The organism is Pseudomonas sp. NPDC077186, from assembly GCF_044543505.1.
Classification (GTDB): domain Bacteria; phylum Pseudomonadota; class Gammaproteobacteria; order Pseudomonadales; family Pseudomonadaceae; genus Aquipseudomonas.
Genome location: NZ_JBITWE010000001.1, coordinates 327216 through 346124, shown reverse-complemented (window position 1 = coordinate 346124; position 18909 = coordinate 327216). Strand labels below are relative to the sequence as shown.

At 65.9% G+C, this 18909-nt stretch carries 13 protein-coding genes; 2 read left to right on the top strand and 11 right to left on the bottom strand.

All coding sequences use genetic code 11. The features are described from left to right. Positions 1–165 precede the first annotated feature (165 nt). From ACIGKL_RS01540 to ACIGKL_RS01500, 9 genes are read right to left on the bottom strand one after another with little or no spacing between them, the layout of a single operon-like run. Complete coding sequence (locus ACIGKL_RS01540) at positions 166–3384, bottom strand: EAL domain-containing protein (RefSeq protein WP_397484976.1); 3219 nt, start codon at positions 3382–3384, stop codon at positions 166–168. Then, a complete protein-coding gene (locus tag ACIGKL_RS01535) occupies positions 3381–3839 on the bottom strand; it encodes a response regulator (RefSeq protein WP_397484975.1) in 459 nt (152 codons plus the stop codon). Before ACIGKL_RS01535 ends, ACIGKL_RS01540 begins: the two co-directional genes overlap by 4 nt. After that, positions 3836–9259, bottom strand: coding sequence for a PAS domain S-box protein (locus ACIGKL_RS01530; RefSeq protein WP_397484974.1), 5424 nt, complete (start codon positions 9257–9259; stop codon positions 3836–3838). The genes ACIGKL_RS01535 and ACIGKL_RS01530 overlap by 4 nt, the downstream gene beginning before the upstream one ends. 2 nt (positions 9260–9261) lie before the next feature. Beyond that, entirely contained in the window at positions 9262–11505 is a 2244-nt protein-coding gene (locus ACIGKL_RS01525; protein WP_397484973.1) for an ATPase, T2SS/T4P/T4SS family, read from the bottom strand. Between the two features lie 9 nt (positions 11506–11514). Further along, entirely contained in the window at positions 11515–12645 is a 1131-nt protein-coding gene (locus ACIGKL_RS01520) for a sensor histidine kinase (RefSeq protein WP_397484972.1), read from the bottom strand. Further along, on the bottom strand, positions 12638–13306 hold the full coding sequence (locus ACIGKL_RS01515) for a GTP-binding protein (protein ID WP_397484971.1): 669 nt from the start codon (positions 13304–13306) through the stop codon (positions 12638–12640). Before ACIGKL_RS01515 ends, ACIGKL_RS01520 begins: the two co-directional genes overlap by 8 nt. Further along, a complete protein-coding gene (locus ACIGKL_RS01510) occupies positions 13299–13838 on the bottom strand; it encodes a response regulator (protein ID WP_397484970.1) in 540 nt (179 codons plus the stop codon). Before ACIGKL_RS01510 ends, ACIGKL_RS01515 begins: the two co-directional genes overlap by 8 nt. Further along, positions 13838–15178 (bottom strand): HD domain-containing phosphohydrolase, encoded by a 1341-nt coding sequence (locus ACIGKL_RS01505; RefSeq protein ID WP_397484968.1) that lies wholly within the window; start codon positions 15176–15178, stop codon positions 13838–13840. The genes ACIGKL_RS01510 and ACIGKL_RS01505 overlap by 1 nt, the downstream gene beginning before the upstream one ends. After that, positions 15175–16458, bottom strand: a complete 1284-nt coding sequence (locus ACIGKL_RS01500) for an ATP-binding protein (RefSeq protein WP_397484967.1) — start codon at positions 16456–16458, stop codon at positions 15175–15177. The genes ACIGKL_RS01505 and ACIGKL_RS01500 overlap by 4 nt, the downstream gene beginning before the upstream one ends. A 131-nt stretch (positions 16459–16589) precedes the next feature. Between ACIGKL_RS01500 and ACIGKL_RS01495 the strand changes: the two genes are divergently transcribed. After that, positions 16590–17294 (top strand): DUF6901 family protein, encoded by a 705-nt coding sequence (locus ACIGKL_RS01495; RefSeq protein ID WP_397484966.1) that lies wholly within the window; start codon positions 16590–16592, stop codon positions 17292–17294. Positions 17295–17333: 39 nt separating this feature from the next. Next, a complete protein-coding gene (locus tag ACIGKL_RS01490; protein ID WP_397484965.1) occupies positions 17334–17639 on the top strand; it encodes a group II intron maturase-specific domain-containing protein in 306 nt (101 codons plus the stop codon). Between the two features lie 375 nt (positions 17640–18014). Here the strand turns inward: ACIGKL_RS01490 and ACIGKL_RS01485 are convergent, their stop codons facing one another. Beyond that, complete coding sequence (locus ACIGKL_RS01485; protein WP_397484964.1) at positions 18015–18362, bottom strand: LasR-specific antiactivator QslA; 348 nt, start codon at positions 18360–18362, stop codon at positions 18015–18017. After that, positions 18359–18628 carry a hypothetical protein gene (locus ACIGKL_RS01480; RefSeq protein ID WP_397484963.1) on the bottom strand — a complete coding sequence of 90 codons (270 nt, stop codon included), beginning with the start codon at positions 18626–18628 and terminating at the stop codon, positions 18359–18361. Before ACIGKL_RS01480 ends, ACIGKL_RS01485 begins: the two co-directional genes overlap by 4 nt. Positions 18629–18909 lie beyond the last annotated feature (281 nt).

The following is an 18909-nucleotide window of genomic DNA, read 5'->3' as shown; positions in this document are numbered from 1 at the left end:
CTTCTCACCTTGGCGAGCGTGCTTGATTAGTGCCTTTCTGCGTTCAGTTACAGAGTATCGTGAACTCATCTCATGTACGTCTGAATATGCAGACAAAGTCTCCATAGTGAGCGATCTCCATTATCAGGTGCTTGTTGGGTCGTCTCGAGCTTCGCCAGATAATCTTCAGTTACTTTTATGTGCCGCATGGTATTCGCGAAAGGCCTCGTGGATGTTCTGGCGCAGGTACCCGTCGTCCCAAGGCTTGGTGAGGAACTTGTAGATGGCGCCTTGATTGATCGCATCGGTCACCGATTTGAGGTCGGTGTAACCCGACAGCACGAGTCGGATGGTGTTCGGGTAGAGGTCCTTGACCCGACTTAGGAACTCGGTGCCGCTCATCTCCGGCATGCGCTGGTCGGAGAGGATCACCTGCACGTCGTGCTTGGCCAGCAACTCGAAGGCGTCCTGAGCGCGGGTAGCCATGAGGATCTTGTAGCCGTCGCGGCGCAGCAGGCGAGCAAGGGCGCGCAGGATGTTCTCCTCGTCGTCGAGCAGCAGCAAGGTCTGCTCCTGCTCCTGCTCCTGCTCCTGCTCCTTGCCGGTCGGATGGCCCGGTTCCAGGGTCAGCATGCGTGCGCGCAGGAAGTCCTGCAGCTCGGCGAAGGGCATCGGCTTGGCGAAATAGTAGCCCTGGAATTCGTCGCAGTGGCTCTTCTTCAGGAAGGCGAATTGCGGCTCGGTTTCTACCCCCTCGGCGATCACCTTCAGGCGCAGGTGGTGGGCCATGGAGATAATGCCCTGGGTGATCGCCGCGTCGTGGCGGTCGCTGATGATTTCCTGGACGAAGGAGCGGTCGATCTTGACCTTGTCGATGGGCAGGCGCTTGAGGTAGTTGAGGCTGGAGAAGCCGGTGCCGAAATCGTCGATGGCGATCTTCACGCCCAGGCGCTTGAGCTGGTGCAGGGTCTCGACGGCCCGCTCGGCATTGTGCAGCAGCACGGTTTCGGTGATCTCCAGCTCCAGCAGCTCGGCATCCAGGCCATGCCTGCTGAGCAGGGCGCTGATGCTGTCGACGAAGTTGCTGCGCTGGAAGTGCACCGGTGAGATATTCACCGCCACGCTCGGCCCGGTCATCCCCTGTTCGCACAGCGCCTTGATTTGCCGGCAGGCGGTGTCCAGCACCCACTGGCTGAGTGGGATGATCTGCCCGGTGTCTTCGGCGATGGGCACGAACAGCACCGGCGAAATGAAACCTCGGCTCGGGTGTTCCCAGCGCAGCAAGGCCTCGAGGCCAACCACCCGGCCGCTGCGGCCGTCGACCTGGGGTTGGTAGTAGAGGGTGAAGTCCCGGTTCTCGATGGCTTTCTGCAGTTCGTTGCGCAGCACCACGCGCTCGCCGACGCGCTGGTTGAGGTCGTTGGTGAACCACTGGTAGTTGTTGCGCCCTTCCTGCTTGGCCTTGTTCATGGCCAGATCGGCCTGCTGGATCAGTTGCATGGGCTGCTCCAGCAGGCCGTCACTGAGGGTGATGCCGATGCTCGCGGTGACGTGCAGGTCGATGCCTTCGATGCGGTAAGGCCGGGCGATATCGGCTAGCAGGCGTTCGGCAACCTGTAGCACGTCTTCCTCGCGCGCCAGGTCCGGCAGCAGCACGATGAACTCGTCGCCGCCCATGCGAGCCACGGTGTCGCCAGGGCGTACCTGAGTATTCATCCGAAGGGCCACTTCAATCAGGATTTGGTCGCCGAAATGGTGGCCCATGGAGTCGTTGACTGGCTTGAAGCCGTCCAGATCGATGAACATCACCGCCAGGCTGCGCTTGTAGCGTCGGGAAATCTGGCAGCCCTGGCGCAGGCGGTCTTCCAGTAGGGTGCGGTTGGGCAGGCCGGTGAGCACGTCGTGGCTGGCGTTGAAGCTCAACTCGTCCTGGTAGCGCATCTCCTCGCTGATGTCGTTCTGTACGCCGACGAAATGGGTCAGTTCGCCGCGTTCGTCGAGCACCGGCGAGATGTACAGGTCGTTCCAGAACGGGCTGCCATCCTTGCGGTAGTTGCGCAGCACCACATGGGCTTCGCTGGATTGCGCCAGGCCGTGGCGGATGACGTCCAGCGCGACCTGGTCGCGCTCGCCGCTCTGCAGCAGACGGCAGTTGTGGCCGATGACCTCGTGCGCGTTGTAGCCGGTGATGCGCTCGAAGGCCGGGTTGACGTAGATGATCGGGTGGTCGAACTCCTGCGCGTCGACGATCACCACGCCGTTGTAGCTGGCTTCCAGGCTGCGTTTGAGCAGGCGAAGCTGCTTCTCCGACTCCTTGCGTTCGCCGATGTCGCGCAGCGACAGCAGGCGCACCTGCTGGCCTTCCCAGTCGGTCTCGGAGAGCTGGATCTCCACCTCCAGCTCGTCGCCGGCCGGCGTCTGCAGGCTCCACTCGAAGAGGTCTTCGCTGATGTGCGGCAGGTCGAAGCGCAGCTGCAGCAGCTGCGCCTGACTGGCGTCGAACAACTGCTCGGCGGCCGGGTTGGCGTAGCGCAGGGCGCCTTCGCCGTCGACCACCAGCAGGGCGTCGCGGGTGTCGTCGAGCAGCTTGCGAAACGACTGCTCGCGCCGCGTGGCCTCCTCGCGCGCGCGCTGCTTCTCAGTGACGTCGATGGCCAGCACCAGGCAGCAGGGCTGCTCGTCGAACTCGAAGTCATGCACCAGCACCTCGGCCATGACCTCGTGGCCGGCCTTGTGCCGGTAGCGCCACAAGCCGGCCTCCGGGTTGGCGATCGACACATCGCGCAGGTTGGAGTTGAAGTAGGCGAGGAAGCGCTGCTGCTCTTCGCGGCTGCGGATATCCAGCACGCTCATCGCCAGGAACTCTGCCTGCGAGTAGCCGAAGAAGCGCGTCGCGGCCAGGTTGGCGGCGAGAAAACGCAGGTTTTCCTTGTTGAACACCCACATCGGCTCGGGATTGGACTCGAACAACAGGCGGTAGCGCTGCTCACTTTCCGCCAGCCGCGCGGTGGCCCGGCCGCGGTCGATGGCGTAGCGAATGCTGCGCAGCAGCTGGGTGCTGTCGAAGGCGCCCTTGACCAGGTAGTCCGCCGCCCCCAGGGCGATGGCGCTGGCGTCCAGGCGCGCGTCGCCCTGGCCGGTGAGCAGGATGATCGGTCGGCTGGCGCCGGCCTGGCGCGCCTGCTCGATCAGCTCCAGGCCCGATTCGGCGCCGAGGCGGTAGTCCACCAGGTACAGGTCGTGCTCCTGCGCGAGGATGCTGGCCAGGCCCTGTTGGTAATCGGCGCACCAGTCCAGTTGTAGCGGCGCGTCCGTCGCCTGGCGCAGCAAGTCGCGGGTGATGACGAAGTCGTCTTCGTCGTCGTCGATCAGCAACAGGCGCCAGTGGCTTTCGAGTCGGGTCATACAGGCTTGCCATCCACGGGGAGTTCGACGATTTCCAGCCAGTAGCGGCCGAGTGTCCTCACCACCTCGAGCAGGCCGGTATAGGTCACCGGCTTGGTGATGAACGAATTGCTGCCCATGTCGTAGCTGCGCAGGATGTCTTCCTCGGCCGACGAGGTGGTCAGCACCACCACCGGGATGCCGCGCAGCAGCGCATCGGATTTGATCGCGTGCAGCGCCTCGCGGCCGTCCATGCGCGGCATGTTGAGGTCGAGCAGGATCAGGCCGGGCAGCGGGTAGCGTTCCTCGTCGTCGTAGGGCGCATGCCGCCGCAAGTAGTCGAGCAGCGCCTCGCCGTCATGCACGAAGTGCAGCGGGTTGCCGATGCGGCACTCGGCGAACGCCTCCCGCGTCATCAGGCAGTCGTCCTGGTCGTCGTCGGCGATCAGGATGTGTACGGGTTGTTGTGCGTTCATTGCGTGGGTTTGTCCATTGGCGGGAAGCTGATGCGAAAGGTGCTGCCGACGCCGAGGGCGCTGCTGGCGGTGATGCTGGCGCCGTGGCGCTCGACGATCTTCTTGACGATGGCCAGGCCGATGCCGGTGCCGGCGTAGGCTTCGCGGCCGTGCAGGCGCTGGAAGGGGTTGAAGATACGGTCCAGGTACTTCTCGTCGAAGCCGATGCCGTTGTCGGCGATGCACAGGACCCAGGATTCGTCGCCCGGGTGTTCGGCATAGATGCGGATCAGCGGCTTTGCCCCGGCGTGCTGGAATTTCAGGGCATTGCTCAGCAGGTTCTGCAGCACCCGGCGCAACTGGCTGGCGTCGCCCCGCACCGGCGGCAGCGGCTCGCGTAGGACCTGCGCGCCACTCTGTTCCAGGGCGGTTTCCAGGTCCTGCAGCACCTGGTCGAGCAACGGGTCGAGGTCGAGCTTCTGCAGCGGCTGGCCGCGGGTATTGACCCGCGAGTAGTCGAGCAGGTCGATGATCAGCGCCTGCATGCGCGCCGCCGCCGAGGTCATGCGCTGTAGGTAGTCGCGGCCGTCGTCGTCGAGGCCGTCGCTGCGCTTGGCGAGGCGCTCGGAGAAGGCCTGGATCTTGCGCAGCGGCTCCTGTAGGTCGTGCGAGGCGACGAAGGCGAACTCCTCCAGCTCGCGGTTGCTGCGAGCCAGTTCGAGTAGCGTGCGTTTCAGTTGTTCCTGATTAGCTCGGCGTTCACTGACATCCTGAAAGTACACCGCCAGACCTTCCTCGGAGGGGTAGGCATGCACCTCAAACCAGCGCTGGAAGGGTTCGTAGAACGTCTCGAAGTGGCAGGCTTGGTTGTCGTGTCGGGCCTGGTGGTAGCGCTGACCGAGCTCGCTGTCGTAGGAGCCGGGGAAGGCTGTCCACACACTCTGCCCCAAGGTGGCGGCGGCGCTGATGTTCAGCTGCCGCTCGGCCTCGGGGTTGATGTAGGTGAAGCGCCAATCGTTGTCGAGGGTGTAGAAGGCATCGCTGATGCTCTCCAGGGTGGTCGTCAGGCGCTCGGCCAGGCGCTGCGCCTGCTTCAGCGCCTGCTTGCGCTCGCTGATGTCCTGCAGGGCGCCGGAAATGCGCACGATCTGCCCGTTGTCGTCACGCACTGCCTGGCCGGCCACCTGCACGTACAGGTGCCTGCCATGGGCGTCGAGCATCTCCACGTCGAGGTCGAAACCGATGCCCTGCTCGATGCAGTCCTCGACCGCCTCGGTCACCCGTTCGCGATAGGCTGGCGGGTAGAGCTGCAGGCCTTCGCTCAGGTCGGGCAGGGTGCCGACCGGGAAGCCGAGCAGGCTGTGCATTTCCTCCGACCAGACCACCTGGCGGCCGGGCAGCTCGATCGACCAGCCGCCGAGCTTGGCGATGTGGCCGGCCAAGCTCAGCAGCAGGCTATTCTGGCGCACCTGCTCGGCCACCGCGCGCTGCAGGCTGATGTCGCGGGCGGCGCAGTAGATCACCTGATCGTCGGCCAGTGCCGCGCTGAGTTGTAGCCAGAGCTGCTGGCCCCTGGAATCGTGCACGCGGATCTCCAGGTCCTTGACCACGGCACCGCGCTGCAGCTGTTCGATGGCATTCTCCACCAGGCGGCGATCCTCGGGATGGATCAGCTCCAGGTAGGGCTGGCCGATCAGCGCGCTTGCCGTATGCCGCAGGGTGCTGGCGAAGGCCGGGTTGACCTGGATGAACTGGCCCTGCTGGCCGATCATGCAGAACATGTCCAGCGACAGGTTGAAGAACTGGTTGCGTTCGCGCAGCGCCTGATCGGCCAGGCGCTGCGCGGTGATGTCGCGCAGTACGATGACCCAACCGCCGTCGCCGCTGCCGCTCAGCGGCCGGGCGTCGTAGAGCAGGGTGCGCGGGCGTTCGCCGTGCAGGACGAGTTCGCCCTGCACGGCCTCGTCGTCCGCCGTCGGCAGTGGCCATTGGCTGGGCTGCAGCGGTAGCACCTGGGCCAGCGACTGGCCGCTGAGGCCCTGCTCGCCCTGCTGCAACAGCGCCTGGGCCGCCGGGTTGAGGAAGCTCAGGCAGCCCCGTGCATCCACCGCCAACAGACCCTCGGCCATGCTGTCGGTGATCGCCGAGGTGAACTCCAGTTGCTGCTGCAAGCGCTGGTCGCCGGCGAGCACTTCATTGAACAGGCGGCTGTTTTCCAGCACCGACACGGCCATCTGGGCGAACTGCTGGGCAATCACCTGATCGTCCTCTTCGAACTCCCCTTCGTATCTGTCCGACAGCTGCAACAGGCCGAGGTTGCGGCCGTCCTTGTCGATCAGCGGCACGGCCAGCCAGCCGCGCATCGGCGGGTGCTTCCCGGCATGCTCGCCGAAACCGCACCAGTGCGGGTGGCGTTCCAGCTCGGCCTGGCTCAGGCGCAGCGGCTGGTTGTCCTGGCAGATCAGCGCATAGATGCCGCTGCCGTCCGGGCGCGTCGCGTAGCTGCGCCAGGCGGCGTACTTGTCCGACAGCGAAACGCCGCTGATCGACTGGGCCCAGTCGTCGCCGCGGGTCAGGCTGAGCACCGCCTGATGTGCGCCGACGACCAGACGTGCCTGTTCCACCAGGTAGTCGATCAGCGCCTGGTGGTCGAGCAGCTTGGCGGTGGCGATGGCCGCCGCACTCAGGCCGCGCAACTGCTCGGTCTTGCGTTCGGCGCGCTCCAGGGCCTGGTGCAGGGCTGCGGTCATATGTTCGCGTTCGCTGATGTCCTTGGCGATGGCGAAAATGCCGACGATCTGCCCGTCGACCATGATCGGCAGGTTGGTCATGTCCAGCGCCAGCTGCTGCCCGTCCGGGCCGAGAATATGGGTTTCGTAGCGCTGCGGGATGCCGGTGCAGGCGGCGGCGAAGTGCTGCTCGGTGCGCACGCGATCGGCCTTGGCGATCATCCCGGAGAAGTGTTCGCCGACGATCAGCACCTCGCCGATGCCGGTCAGTTGCACGCCGGCGCCGTTGAGGCTGAGGAAGCGGCCCTGCAGGTCGAGGGAGAACACTGGGTCGGGGTTGAAGGTGAACAGCGAGCGAAAACGCTGCTCGCTCTCCTGCAGGCGTTGGCGGTCGCGGCTGCGGGTGATGGCGATGGCCGCCAGCTGCGCGGCATTGGCCAGTTGCTGGATCTGCTCGTCGTCCGGCGCGCTGGGGCAGCTCTGGTAGATGGCGAAGGTGCCGAGCACCTGACCCTGGTGGGATATCAGCGGGAACGACCAGCAGGCCCTGAGCCCGTGCGGGCGGGCCAGTTCACGGTAGTCGCGCCACAGTGGGTCGCGTTCGATGTCCTCGACCACCACCAGTTGCTTACGGAAGGCGGCGGTGCCGCAACTGCCGGCGTTCGGGCCGATGGCGACGCCGTCGATGGCGCGGTTGTAGGCCTCCGGCAGGCTGGGGGCGGCGCCGGTGTGCAGGTGCTGGCCGTTGTCGTCGAGCAGCAGCACCGAGCACAACGCCTCGGGCTGCTGGATTTCCACCATCTGGCAGATCGCCTCGAGCACTTCGCGCAGTGGGCGGTCGGTGGAAATCATGCTGAGGATGTCGCGCTGGCTTTCCGCATAGGCCTCGTTCTGCACCAGCGCGGTGATATCGTGGGCCACGGCGAACAGGGTCTGCTCCTCCGGCGACCAGTCGGCCGACCAGAGCACGTGCAGCACCTGGCCGTCGCGGTGGCGGTAGCGGTTGCGGAAGGTGCGGGTCGGCCGCCCGGCCATGATGGCGGCGGCCTCCGCCTCGGTCGCCTGGCGGTCCTCGGGCAGCACCAGGTCCAGGTAGCGGCGGCCGATCAGCTCTTCGGGCTTGTAGCCGAACAGCTTCTCGCAGGACGGGCTGATCTCGCGGAAGCGGCCTTCGCCGTCGACCGAGCAGAGCACGTCGAGGGTGAACTGCATGATGCGCTGGTTGAGCTTCTGCGCGCGCATCTGCCCGGCCAGGCTGAACTGCAGCTGGTCGTTGAGCCGTGCCAGGCGCTGCGAGCGCTCGTTGGCCAGCCAGGCCAGGCGCTGGCTGAGCATCAGCAGGAAGCTCAGGGTGAGGCCGAACAGCATCACCAGGGCCGGCAGATAACCGGCGCTGTTGAGCGCCTGCGGCCGGTTGATCACCGACACCAGGCGCCAGCCCGTGCTCTCGGCGATGGGCACCAGGCGCTCGCCCACCGGTGTGTTGAAGCGGTTGTAGCGGGCCTGGTTGGAGTCGTACAGCGGTTGCTCGTGCTCGTAGGCGCGCACGATGAACCCGCTCAACTGCGGGCCCAGCACATGCGCCATGACGTCGTGCACGTTGAGGCTGGCGACCAGCAGGCGAGTCGGCGCGCCGGGCAGGCTCAGCGGCGTGGCGACCAGCGCGTTGAGCCCGGCGGCCTCGCCGTAGGCGCGCACCGGGCTGAGGTGGGCGTGGCCGTCGTCGAACACGTGCTGCAGCCAGGCCTGGTTGTCGCCATCGGCGAGAAAACTGCGCAGCCACTGCGCCTCGTCGTTGCCGCGCGCCTCCAGCCAGTGCGGTTGCAGCTGGCGGTCGAGCACGGCGACCAGTTCCAGGCTGGGGAAGTCGCGCAGGTAGCTGCCGGCCTCTTGCTGCCAGAGGCGCGGCGAGGGCAGCGCGCCGTTGGCCTGCCAGCGTTCGCTCATGCGCTGGATCAGCGTCAGGTGTTCGTCCAGGGTGCGGCTGGTGGCCGTCTGCACCTTGGACAGCAGCAGGTCGCTCTCGCGGCTGAGCGCCTCGATGGCCTGCAGGCTGAGCAGGTACCAGCCGGCGCAGGTCAGCAGCACGCCGAACAGCCCGGCGGCCTGGCTCAGGCGGTCGAGCTGGCCGCGTTGGCCGATCGGCAGCCAGCTATGCAGCACTGCCGCCAGGCCCAGCAGCAGGGTGAAGAGGTTGGCGACATGGGTCGAGGAATACTTGAAACCGAGGTTGAGCAGGCCGGGGCTCGGCTGCTGGCCGGCCAGCTGGGCGAGCAGCGCCAGCAGCATCACCGCCACCCCGATCAGCTGCGCCAGCAGCCGCGCCGGCTTGGGCCCGAGGCCCAGGCAGATGGCCGCGGCAATCGCCAGCAGGATCAGCGCCAGGCCGCTGCGCATGCGCAGGAAACCGCTGACCAGCGACGGGCCCTGATCCGAACCGCCGGCCAGGTGGTTGTGCACCAGGGTATAGAGCGTCAGGCCGGCGAGCAGCGCCGCGCACAGCAGCAGGCTGCGCCAGGCGCGGCGAATGGCGGCCAGCAGCAGCGCGCCGGCGAGCAGCGCCAGCAGCGCGCTGTCCGGCAGCAGCACCACGCTGTGCCGGCTCGGCTGGTCGACCGCGAGAAAGCCGAGCAGGCTGACCAGGCCCAGGCCGAGCAGGGCGAAGGCCAGCACATGCAGGTAGGCTTCGGCGATCAGGTAGCGAGTCTTCATGCCTATTCCTGTAGGTTCTGCGGGCCGAGCAGGCGCAACACTTCTTCCACCGTGGTCAGGCCCTGGGCGATCTTCTCGCGGGCGTCGTCGAGCAGGGTGGTCATGCCCTGTTCGCGGGCGATCGCCTGCAGCTGCATGGCGCCGGCGCCCTGGGCGATGGCGTCGCGCAGGCGGTCGCTCATGGTCAGCACCTCGTGGATGCCGACGCGGCCCTTGTAGCCCTGGTTGCACTGGTTGCAGCCCTTGCCCTGAAAGAAGCGCATGCCGGGCTCGAGAAACTCCGCGCCGAGGCTCTGCAGGCGCTCGCGTGGCGGCTGCACCGGCTCGCGGCACAGGCTGCAGATGCGCCGTACCAGGCGCTGGGCGATGATCGCCTCCAGCGCCGAGGCCAGCACATAGGGTTTGAGGCCCAGGTCGAAGAGACGGGCGATGGTCGCCGCCGCCGAGTTGGTGTGCAAGGTGGAGAACACCAGGTGGCCGGTCAGCGCGGCGTGGAAGGCCACCTCGGCGGTGTCGCCGTCGCGGATTTCGCCGAGCAGGATCACGTCCGGGTCCTGGCGCAGGATGGCGCGCAGCACGCTGGCGAAGTTCAGGCCGATACGCTCGCGCACCGGTACCTGGCCGGCCAGGTCGACGTGGAATTCCACCGGGTCCTCGATGGTGACGTAGTTCTTCTCCGGCGAGGCCTCGTGCTGCAGCAGGGCGAACAGGGTGGTGGTCTTGCCGCTGCCGGTGGGGCCGGTGGCGAGGATGATGCCCTGCGGTTTGCCCACCACATGCAGCAGGCGCCGCAGGTTGTGCGGCGACAGACCGAGGTCTTCCAGCGACTGCGCCGCCGACTGGCGTTCGAGCACGCGCATCACCACCTTCTCGCCGTTGATGGTGGGCAGGGTGGAGATGCGCAGGTCGACGATGCGCATCGGTGTCTTCACCGTGATGCGGCCGTCCTGCGGACGGCGCCGTTCGGTGATGTCCAGCTCGGCCATGACCTTGATCCGCGACACCAGCGACATCAGCAGCGCACTGGGGATCTGGATCTTGTCCTGCAGCACGCCGTCGATGCGGTAGCGCACTGCCACATGCTTGGTGCGCGGGTGGATGTGGATGTCGCTGGCGCCCAGGCGCAGCGCTTCGAGTATCACCGCGTTGACCAGGCGAATGGCCGGCGGATCCTCCGAGCTGCCGAGCAACTGTTCGAGGCTCTCGTTGCCGCTGTCGTCGTCGAGGACGATCTCGATGCCTTCGTAGGGGTCGCTGCTGCCCACCACGGTGGTCAGGTCTTCCAGCTGGTTGCCGGGTGCGCCGAACAGTTCGTGCAGCTGGTCCTGCAACTGGTCCAGGCGACACAGCAGCGGGTGGATGCTCAGCCCGGTCATGAAGCCCAGTTCGTCGATCAGGCCCTGGTCCAGCGGGTCGGCCATGGCCAGGCGCAGGCGCTTGTCCACCACGCGCAGCGGCAGCACCAGTTGGCGGGTGCAGATGGCCTGTGGCACCAGGGCCAGCAGCGGGGCATCGACCTGGAACTCGCGCAGGTCGACTTCTTCGAACATCAGGTCCTTGCGCAGCAGCTCGTAGACCTTCTCGCCGTCCAGCCACTCATGCTGCATCAGCTGGCGCAGCACCGGGGTCTTGTGGGTCTGCATCTCCTTGTGCAGCTGCTGGATCTGCTGGGCGTTGAGCAAGCCCTTCTTGTGCAGGAGTATGGCCAGCTGGCTGCGGTTGGTGACGCTGAGCTTGGCCAGGGTCTCCAGGTCGCGGTGCTGCTTCTGGTTCTCCTGCTCCAGGCTGCGGTTGCGCTGCTGCAGGCTGTACTGCTCCAGGGCCAGGGCGATGGTCAGGCGCAGGTCGTCGTCGTTCCACGGCTTGAGGATGAAACGGTACACCGCGCCGCCCTTGATCGAGCCCATCACCGCCTCGGTGTTGGCATGCCCGGTGAGCATGATGCGGATGGTCTCGGGCCAGCGCTCGCGCACCTGGGCGAGCAGCTCGCTGCCGTTCAGCTGCGGCATCATGAAGTCGCTGATGATCAGGTGTACCGGCTGGTTGGCGAGGATTTTCAGGGCCTCGACGCCGTTGCGGGCGAAGTGCAGCTCGTAGTTCTCGCGCTGGAACACCCGGCGCAACGCGGCGAGGATGCCCGGTTCGTCGTCCACCAGCAGCAGCCGATAGGGCGCTGCCGGCGCCTGCTCCAGCGGCTCGGCACTCGGCTCCTGGCCGACGAACAGCGATGAATAGCGTTTGCCCACGGCGACTCCTCAAAGGCTCAGAAAGCGCAGGGTGACTCGGGTGCCGGCGCCCGGCTTGCTGCGCACCAGGATCTCGCCCTGGTGCGCGGCCATGATGTCGCGCGCCACGGTCAGGCCCAGGCCGGTGCCCGAACCGACCGGGCGCGTGGTGAAGAAGGGGTCGAACAGGCGCGCCTGATCCTCGACGGCAATGCCGCAGCCGTTGTCTTCCACCAGCACCTCCGCCGCGCCCTGTTCGCCCAGGCGGCTGATGACGCGGATGCGCCCCTGTCCGGCGATGGCCTTGGCGGCGTTGTCCAGCACGTTGTACAGCGCCTGGGAAATCTTCGCCGGGTAGCCGGCCAGCTCGGGCAGCTCGGCCAGCTTCAGTTCGACGTCGAGCGCCTGGCTGCTCTCGGCCTGCAGCAGGTGGCAGGTGCTGGCGATCAGGGCGTTGAGGTCGCAGGGGACGAAATCCTCCTGGTCGATATTGGCGAACGTCTTGAGGTCGGCGACGATGGCTGCGATGCGCTGGGTGCCGACTTCCGACTCCTGCAGCAGGGCGCGGAAGTCCTCGAGGATCAGCCCGGTGGCGTGGTCGCCGGGCAGCTTCTCGCCGAGTTCGTCGAGGTAGTCGCCGGCCACCCGCAGGTTGCTGGCGATGAAGCCGACGGGGTTGTTGATCTCGTGGGCGACGCCGGCGGCGAGCTGGCCGACGGCGCGCAGGCGGGCGCTCTCGTAGAGCTGCTGCTGGGTCTGTTCGATGACCTTGACCTGCTCCTCGACGCGCCGTTGCAGCTGCGCCGAGAGCGCCTTGTAGCGCGTCTCTGAGGCCTGCAGGGCGGCATGCTGGCGCTGCAGTTCGGCGAAGCTGGCTTCGCTGGCGTCGTGGTGCAGGTTGGCAGCCAGGCGGTACTTGCCGACGTAGAACAGCACGAATTCCAGTAGGCGCGCGGCGGCCGCCTGCAGTTGCGGCTGGGTCGGGCAGCTGAGCCAGCCGAGGGTTTCCAGGTTGAACTCCACCGCCTCGGCGCCGGGCCCGGGTTGTTCGTCCAGTCGCAGGGCGTGGCCGCTCAGCGCTTGCAGCAGCTGCAGCAGTTGCTGCTGGCGCTCGCCCGGCAGCAGTTCGGCCAGGTGCGGGTCGTCTTCGAAGCTACGCATCGGCATCCCCTTGCGCCGCGCTGAGCAGGCGCACGAAGCTGGCCGCGTCGATGCCCTCGCGCTCGGCCAGGCGGTACTCGCGGTCGAGCTGCGGGTAGAGGCGGGTGAGCAATTGGCGGAAGCTCTCGACCACGCCCCGGCCGTGGAGCGCCGAGGCCATGCTCAGCGGCGCCCAGGGCGTCTGCGCCCAGCGCGCCTGCAGTTCGACCTCGGCCACCGCGTCGGCCACGTCGCGCTTGTTGAACTGCACCACCAGCGGCAGCCGTTCGATGTCCATGCCCAGCTTCTGCAGGTTGTCGGCCAGGTTGTCGAAGGCGTTGGCGTTGTTGTCCTGCTGCGCCGGCTGCGAGTCGGCGACGAAGATCACCCCGTCGGCGCGCGACAGCACGGCCTTGCGCGTGCTGTCGTGCTGCACCTGGCCGGGCACGGTGTAGAGCTTCAGGCGCAGGTCGAGACCGGCGCCGCCGCGCAGGCCGATGGGCAGCACGTCGAAGAACAGGGTGCGGTCGTCGCGGGTCTCCAGCACCATCAGCTCGCCCTTGCGCTGCGGCCGCAGCAGGGTGTGCAGCTGCATCAGGTTGGTGGTCTTGCCGCTCAGCGCCGGGCCGTAATAGACCACCTTGAGGCTGAGCTTGCGCAAGTGCGGCTGATAGTCAGCCATGGCCCGGCTCGTCGCCGTCGAGCAGCACGGCGCCCTGTTCGTCGCGGCGCACGCGGGTGATGCCCGGGTGCTCGGCCTCGAGGCGGCGCAGCTCCTGCTCCTGGCGCTGCAGCGTGCTCTGCTGGCTGCGCACCTGGGCCAGCAGGCGCTGGTTCTCGTCGCGCAGCAGGTAGAGGTCGATGGCCGCCTTCAGCGCGGTCTCGATCTCGTAGTCCTCCCAGGGCTTGGACAGGAAGCGATAGATCTCCGCGCGGTTGATCGCCTGCATCATCGACTGCCGGTCGCCGTGGGCGCTGAGCACCATGCGCATGGCGTTGGGCTGGCGCTGCTTGGCGAACTGCAGGTAGGTGATGCCATCCAGGTTGGGCATCTTGTAGTCGGACACGATCACCGCGTACTCGTGCTCGGTGAGGGCCTGCAGGGCCTGCTGGCCGTCGCTGAAGGCGTGCACTTCCCAGTGATGCGGACGCAGCACCCGCTGCAGCGCGCTGAGGATGTGCGGTTCGTCGTCCACCAGTTGGATCTTGATCATCACCCGTCTCCCGGTTGAGCCCCGTCGGGCTTGCGCACGAACAGGGTGTAGCGCCCCCCTTCGGAGGCCTCGAAGGCGATCAGCTTGTCGATCAGCGCGCGCGTCAGCGGTTTGCCCGCGTTGAGCAGGAGCATGCCGTTGTCGGCGTGCAGGTTGCGCGCCAGCAGCATGCCCGGCTCCAGCCGCCGGGTGTCCAGCGCGAGGATGCTGGCGTCGGCCAGCACCAGGTCCGGCGCCAGGCTGGTGCACAGTTCGATGAAGACGTCGCACAGCGCGGGGTCGTAGAGGCGCCCGGCGTATTTCTTGATCAGCAGCAGCGCTTCGTCGCGGTTGAGTCGGCGCTCCAGCACCAGGCCGCGTTGCAGTTCGATGAAGTCCACCGCCAGCTTGAGCAGGCGCGCGCCGAAGGGGATGGCGTCGCCTTCCAGGCGGTCGGGAAAGCCGTTGCCGTCCCAGCGCTCCTGGTGGTGGCGGATCAGGCGGCCGGCGTCCTGCACCGGCTCCAGGGTCATCAGTAGGCTTTCGCCGAGCACCGGGTACTGGCGGTAGCGCGCGCGCTCCTCCTTGTACAGGGTGTCGGCGGGGCGGCCGAGCAGCTGGTCGTCCCAGGTCAGCTTGCCGATGTTATACAGCGCCGCGGCCATGGCCAGGTCATTGCTGCTGCGCTCGTCGAGCCGGTGGTGCTCGGCGTAGGCCTTGACCAGGGCGATCACCTGGGTGTTGGTCTGGCGCTCCTTGCTCAGGCGCTGGCCCACCAGGTTGGCGAACACCTCGGTGGCGGTGACGTAGCTCTTGCGCAGCTCGGCATAGGCCAGGTCGAGCATGTCGGCGGTCTGTTCCAGCTCGGCGGTGCGGTCGCGCACGCGCTGTTCGAGGCTGGCGTTGAGGTCCTGCAGGCGCTCGTTCTGCTCGCGGGTGAGGGCCTCCAGGCGCAGGCGCTCGCGCTCGGAATGCTGGAAGGCCAGTGCCTGGCGGATGATCAGACGCAGCTCGTCGTCGTCCCAGGGCTTGCTGATGTAGCGGTAGATCTGCCCCTCGTTGATCGCCTTGACCGTGGTGGTGATGTCCGCGTAGCCGGTGAGCAGGATGCGCAGGCACTGCGGCCAGCGCTGCTGCACCTCGGCCAGCAGCGTGGCGCCGTCCATGCCGGGCATGCGCGCGTCGGAGATCACCAAATCCACCGGCTGCTCCTCGAGCAGGTCCAGCGCGGCCTCGCCGCTGCCGGCGGTGAGCAGGCGATAGGGTTCGTTGCGCAGCACGCGGCGCAGGCTGTTAAGGATATTGTCCTCGTCGTCCACCAACAGCAGGGTGGCGAGCGAGGCGGGCGTGGCGCTGGTCATGCTGGCGGTGCGTCCTGTTGCGGCGCGGGGGCGGGCTGGCGCACGGGCAGCCAGACCCGGAAGCGCGTGCCGAGTCCCGGTGTGCTGTCGACCTCGATACGGCCGTTGTGTTTCTGCACGATGCTGTAGGACAGCGCCAGACCCAGCCCGGTGCCCTTGCCCACCGGCTTGGTGGTGAAGAAGGGCTCGAAGATGCGGTTCAGGGTCTTGGCGTCGATGCCCTTGCCGGTGTCCTCCACCTCGATCCAGGCCCAGTCGTCGGCGCCGCCGGTGCGCAGGGTGATGCGGCCGAACTGCTCGATGGCGTGGGCGGCGTTGACCAGCAGGTTCATCACCACCTGGTTGATCTGCGAGGGAATGCACTCCACCTCCGCCAGCACGCCGTATTCCTTGACCACTTCGGCCTTGTACTTGAGCTCGTTGTTGACCACGTTGAGCGTGGTGTCGAGGCCGCGGTGCAGGTCGGCGGGGCGGAACTCCTCCTCCTCGATGTGGGAGAAATCCTTGAGCGCGCTGATGATGCGCTTGACCCGGTCGATGCCGTCCTCCGACTCGTTGACCAGGGCTTCGACGTCACCGCGGATGTAGTCGTACTCCAGGTTGCGCTTGAGCTGGCGCAGCTCGTCCAGATCGGCGGCGCTGTCCACCGCATCGGCGATTTTCAGCAGGTCGCGGACGTAGCCGTCGAGGGTCTTGAGGTTGGAGAACACGTAGCCGATGGGGTTGTTTATCTCGTGCGCCACCCCGGCGGCCAACTGGCCAATGGCTGCCAGCTTCTCCGACTGCAGCAGCTGGCTGTTGGCGGTTTCCAGCTTGCGCAGCAGCTGTTCCTGTTCGCTCTGCTTGCGGTTGAGCGCCTTCAGCGCGGCTTCCAAGTGTTCGCTGGTCTTGGCGATGGCACTGGTGTCGTACATCACCAGGCCGAAATGGCGCTCGCCGTTCGCCGCCTTGAAGGGGAAGAATAGGGTGCTCTGCAGTTGCCGTACGTGTTCGCCACAGTCGCCGCTGAGCTCGACCAGTGGCAGGTTGTCCAGCCAGTGGCTGTAGACGTGCTTGGCGCGTTCGCGGGCCAGTTCAATTACCTTTACGAAGTGCTCGCCGTTGGCTTCGGGGAAAACCTCGACGAAGTCGCGGCCCTGCGCCTGTTGTAGGTTCTTACCGCTACGCTGGCTGATGAAGCTGTTCCAATGGCAGATGCGTAGCTGGTCGTCCAGCACGATAATGCCCAGGTCGATCTGGTCGATAAAGGCATCGAGGAGGTTGACTGGATAGCTGTCCATTTCCTGCTCCAGTGGCGAGGAGTTAACGTGGGACACTCGAGCGCTGGCGCGCTATTTTTATGGCGTCATAATACCGACCGTAATGGCGAAAGGCTAGCTAAGCTGTTCTAGGCACACCAGGAGGTTAGACCATGGCAATGGATACCGAACGACAGACCGTGCGTTACAGGTTGGTTGCCGGGCAGGCGGAGCTGGAACTGCAGGTTCGCCTGGGCGAGCCAGGCGCCCCGGCGCAGAGTGCTCCCGAGTGGACGCGTCTGGCCTTCCAGCAATGCCCGCATTGCCCGCTAGACGTCGAACTGCATCGCGACTGCCCCTTCGCCCTGGCGCTGCAGCAACCGGTGCGCCTGCTTGCTGGGCGCGCCTCGTTCGAGGCGGTTGAGGTGCAGGTCCAGCACCGCGGTCGCGAGGTGCGCCAGCACACCACCGTTCAACGCGCAGCGGGTTCACTGCTCGGTCTGCTCGGCGCCACCAGCGGTTGCCCGCATACCCGTTTCCTGGAGGCTATGGCCTGGTTCCATCTGCCCTTCAGCAGCAGCGACGAGACGCTGTTCCGGGTGCTCGGCACCTACCTGCTGGGGCAGCACCTGAAGGCGCAGAAAGGCCTGGCCGCGGACTGGCAGCTGGATGGCCTGCGCGAGGCCTATCGCAACCTGCGCAAGGTCAATCAGGGTATGGCCAAGCGCCTGCAGGCAGCCTGTAACGAGGACTCCAGCCTCAACGGCCTGGTTCTGTTGGATCTGCTCGCCGCCGATACCCTGTACAGCCTGGAGGAGAGCGAAGGGGATTTGGATAGCTATTTCTCTTGGTACTTTGATGCCTCTATAGATCTCTAGCGGCGATCTACCTGCTCCTGGATGTCGTCCAGCTCCTAGGTGGCGTCTATCCAGACCTGGACACCCTGCCATAGGGCCGGCCGAGGCTCCGGGTTTGGCCCGTCTCCCTATCATGGGGCATCGTCAATTTACCACCTCCAGATCGTAGCGAAAGCAACCTTTAATCGAGTCGATGATTCCGCCTGGCACATGCTCTGGAGGTGGGCAAAGCGCAGGCATCCCGCCAAAAGTGCATGGTGGATCAAGAAGCGGTACTTCCGGACGATCGGAGACCGAACTGGTGACTTCTCCACGAAAGGCTCTGCCGACGGCAGACTATCGGCCTTCGGCTGTTTCGTGCGATGACGGTGGCAATTACTCGCCATGTCAAAGTCCCTGGAGCGGCTAAACCGTCATTCCACCGCTCTCACAGGCGCTACCAGCAAGCGGAGCGCGCAGGCTCTATCGATCCGGCGACAAACGCCCAGAGGCGTTGTTGGCGAGCAGCAGAAATGAGCCATGGCATGTCACAGCCAGTGCGGGAGGCAGGAGACATACTCTCGCTATGTGACCAATGGCCCATCCTGCAGGGTTGGCAGATGGCCGCCACCGAAATATTCTCCGGTCGCTGGACTAGCGAAGTGCAGGCAGTACGCAGACCCCATGCACTCCGTTAGCTCAGAACCATCCTTCCTGGTCTGTTTTAGCAGGCCACTTCGTTGGCATTTGCCATGGCTCAGGTCAGCCCTGACACCTCGCTTCGGCGAGCGTCAGGGTCTTTCTGTTGGCGAAGTAATCACCCGCGGTATAGGTCTCGGCCTGCTCACCGCAGCGATGGTGCGAGCACATGCGCTGGTGGATGCGGCTCAGGAAACCCACTTCAAAAGCTCGCCTCTCAATAGCGCAGGGCAGCAGATCGCGCTCGGCGATCATCACCGCCCAAAGCCATCCGCTACGAACGTTATCGAGCCAGGTCTGGGCCAGCTTCACGCCCTGGTTGAACGCCTCCCTGCAGTCGGCAGCCCAGGCGATCTCCACGCCTGGATGCCCGTCGTGAGGTGGAAGGCAAGTCATGACACCTTTGCTCATCTCGCACCTCCTCGAACTTCAGAGAGGGCGCGGCGGTATAGCACGACCATCTCATCGAGCAGATCCAGAGCTGAATAAGCAGCGATCCGCACGCGCAGATCCTCCGGCTGCAAGCCGTCAGGTTCAGCCAGTTGATCCAGCAGATTGCCAAGCATGACGCCACGCAGTTCAGCGGCAGCTTCAGAGGGTAGGGCAGATCGCTCGGATTCATGCAGCGGGCTTCGCTGCAATGGAAAAGGTACAACGCAGGATTCGAACTCAGCCATGGCGCACCTCCCGCTCAGAGGTGGACAACAAGACTTGAAGCCCAAGGCGGAGCTCTCGGGTAAAAAAGGGGTAGCGCATTCCTTATGCTCCTCGGACAGTTGGAGGAGCCACCAGTGCCGTTTCGACTCGGAAATGGTGGCGAACCGTACGGGGGTCGAAATACCGGCGTCCGAGGGAACCGGCCAGGCAAAAGCCTGCCCCGCACGGCCCGCCATAGAAATGCAGTAGCTAGGTAAAAAGTACCTGCTACGCAGCTATGAACGCTGCCGCGCCCTCAGAC

Excerpts from the sequence above, each read along its gene's own strand:
- ACIGKL_RS01485 (WP_397484964.1), bottom strand. The coding sequence starts at position 18,362 with ATGAGCAAAGGTGTCATGACTTGCCTTCCACCTCACGACGGGCATCCA.
- ACIGKL_RS01505 (WP_397484968.1), bottom strand. The coding sequence starts at position 15,178 with ATGACCAGCGCCACGCCCGCCTCGCTCGCCACCCTGCTGTTGGTGGAC.
- ACIGKL_RS01535 (WP_397484975.1), bottom strand. The coding sequence starts at position 3,839 with ATGAACGCACAACAACCCGTACACATCCTGATCGCCGACGACGACCAG.
- ACIGKL_RS01510 (WP_397484970.1), bottom strand. The coding sequence starts at position 13,838 with ATGATCAAGATCCAACTGGTGGACGACGAACCGCACATCCTCAGCGCG.
- ACIGKL_RS01520 (WP_397484972.1), bottom strand. The coding sequence starts at position 12,645 with ATGCGTAGCTTCGAAGACGACCCGCACCTGGCCGAACTGCTGCCGGGC.
- ACIGKL_RS01530 (WP_397484974.1), bottom strand. The coding sequence starts at position 9,259 with ATGAAGACTCGCTACCTGATCGCCGAAGCCTACCTGCATGTGCTGGCC.
- ACIGKL_RS01495 (WP_397484966.1), top strand. The coding sequence starts at position 16,590 with ATGGCAATGGATACCGAACGACAGACCGTGCGTTACAGGTTGGTTGCC.
- ACIGKL_RS01515 (WP_397484971.1), bottom strand. The coding sequence starts at position 13,306 with ATGGCTGACTATCAGCCGCACTTGCGCAAGCTCAGCCTCAAGGTGGTC.
- ACIGKL_RS01500 (WP_397484967.1), bottom strand. The coding sequence starts at position 16,458 with ATGGACAGCTATCCAGTCAACCTCCTCGATGCCTTTATCGACCAGATC.
- ACIGKL_RS01540 (WP_397484976.1), bottom strand. The coding sequence starts at position 3,384 with ATGACCCGACTCGAAAGCCACTGGCGCCTGTTGCTGATCGACGACGAC.
- ACIGKL_RS01480 (WP_397484963.1), bottom strand. The coding sequence starts at position 18,628 with ATGGCTGAGTTCGAATCCTGCGTTGTACCTTTTCCATTGCAGCGAAGC.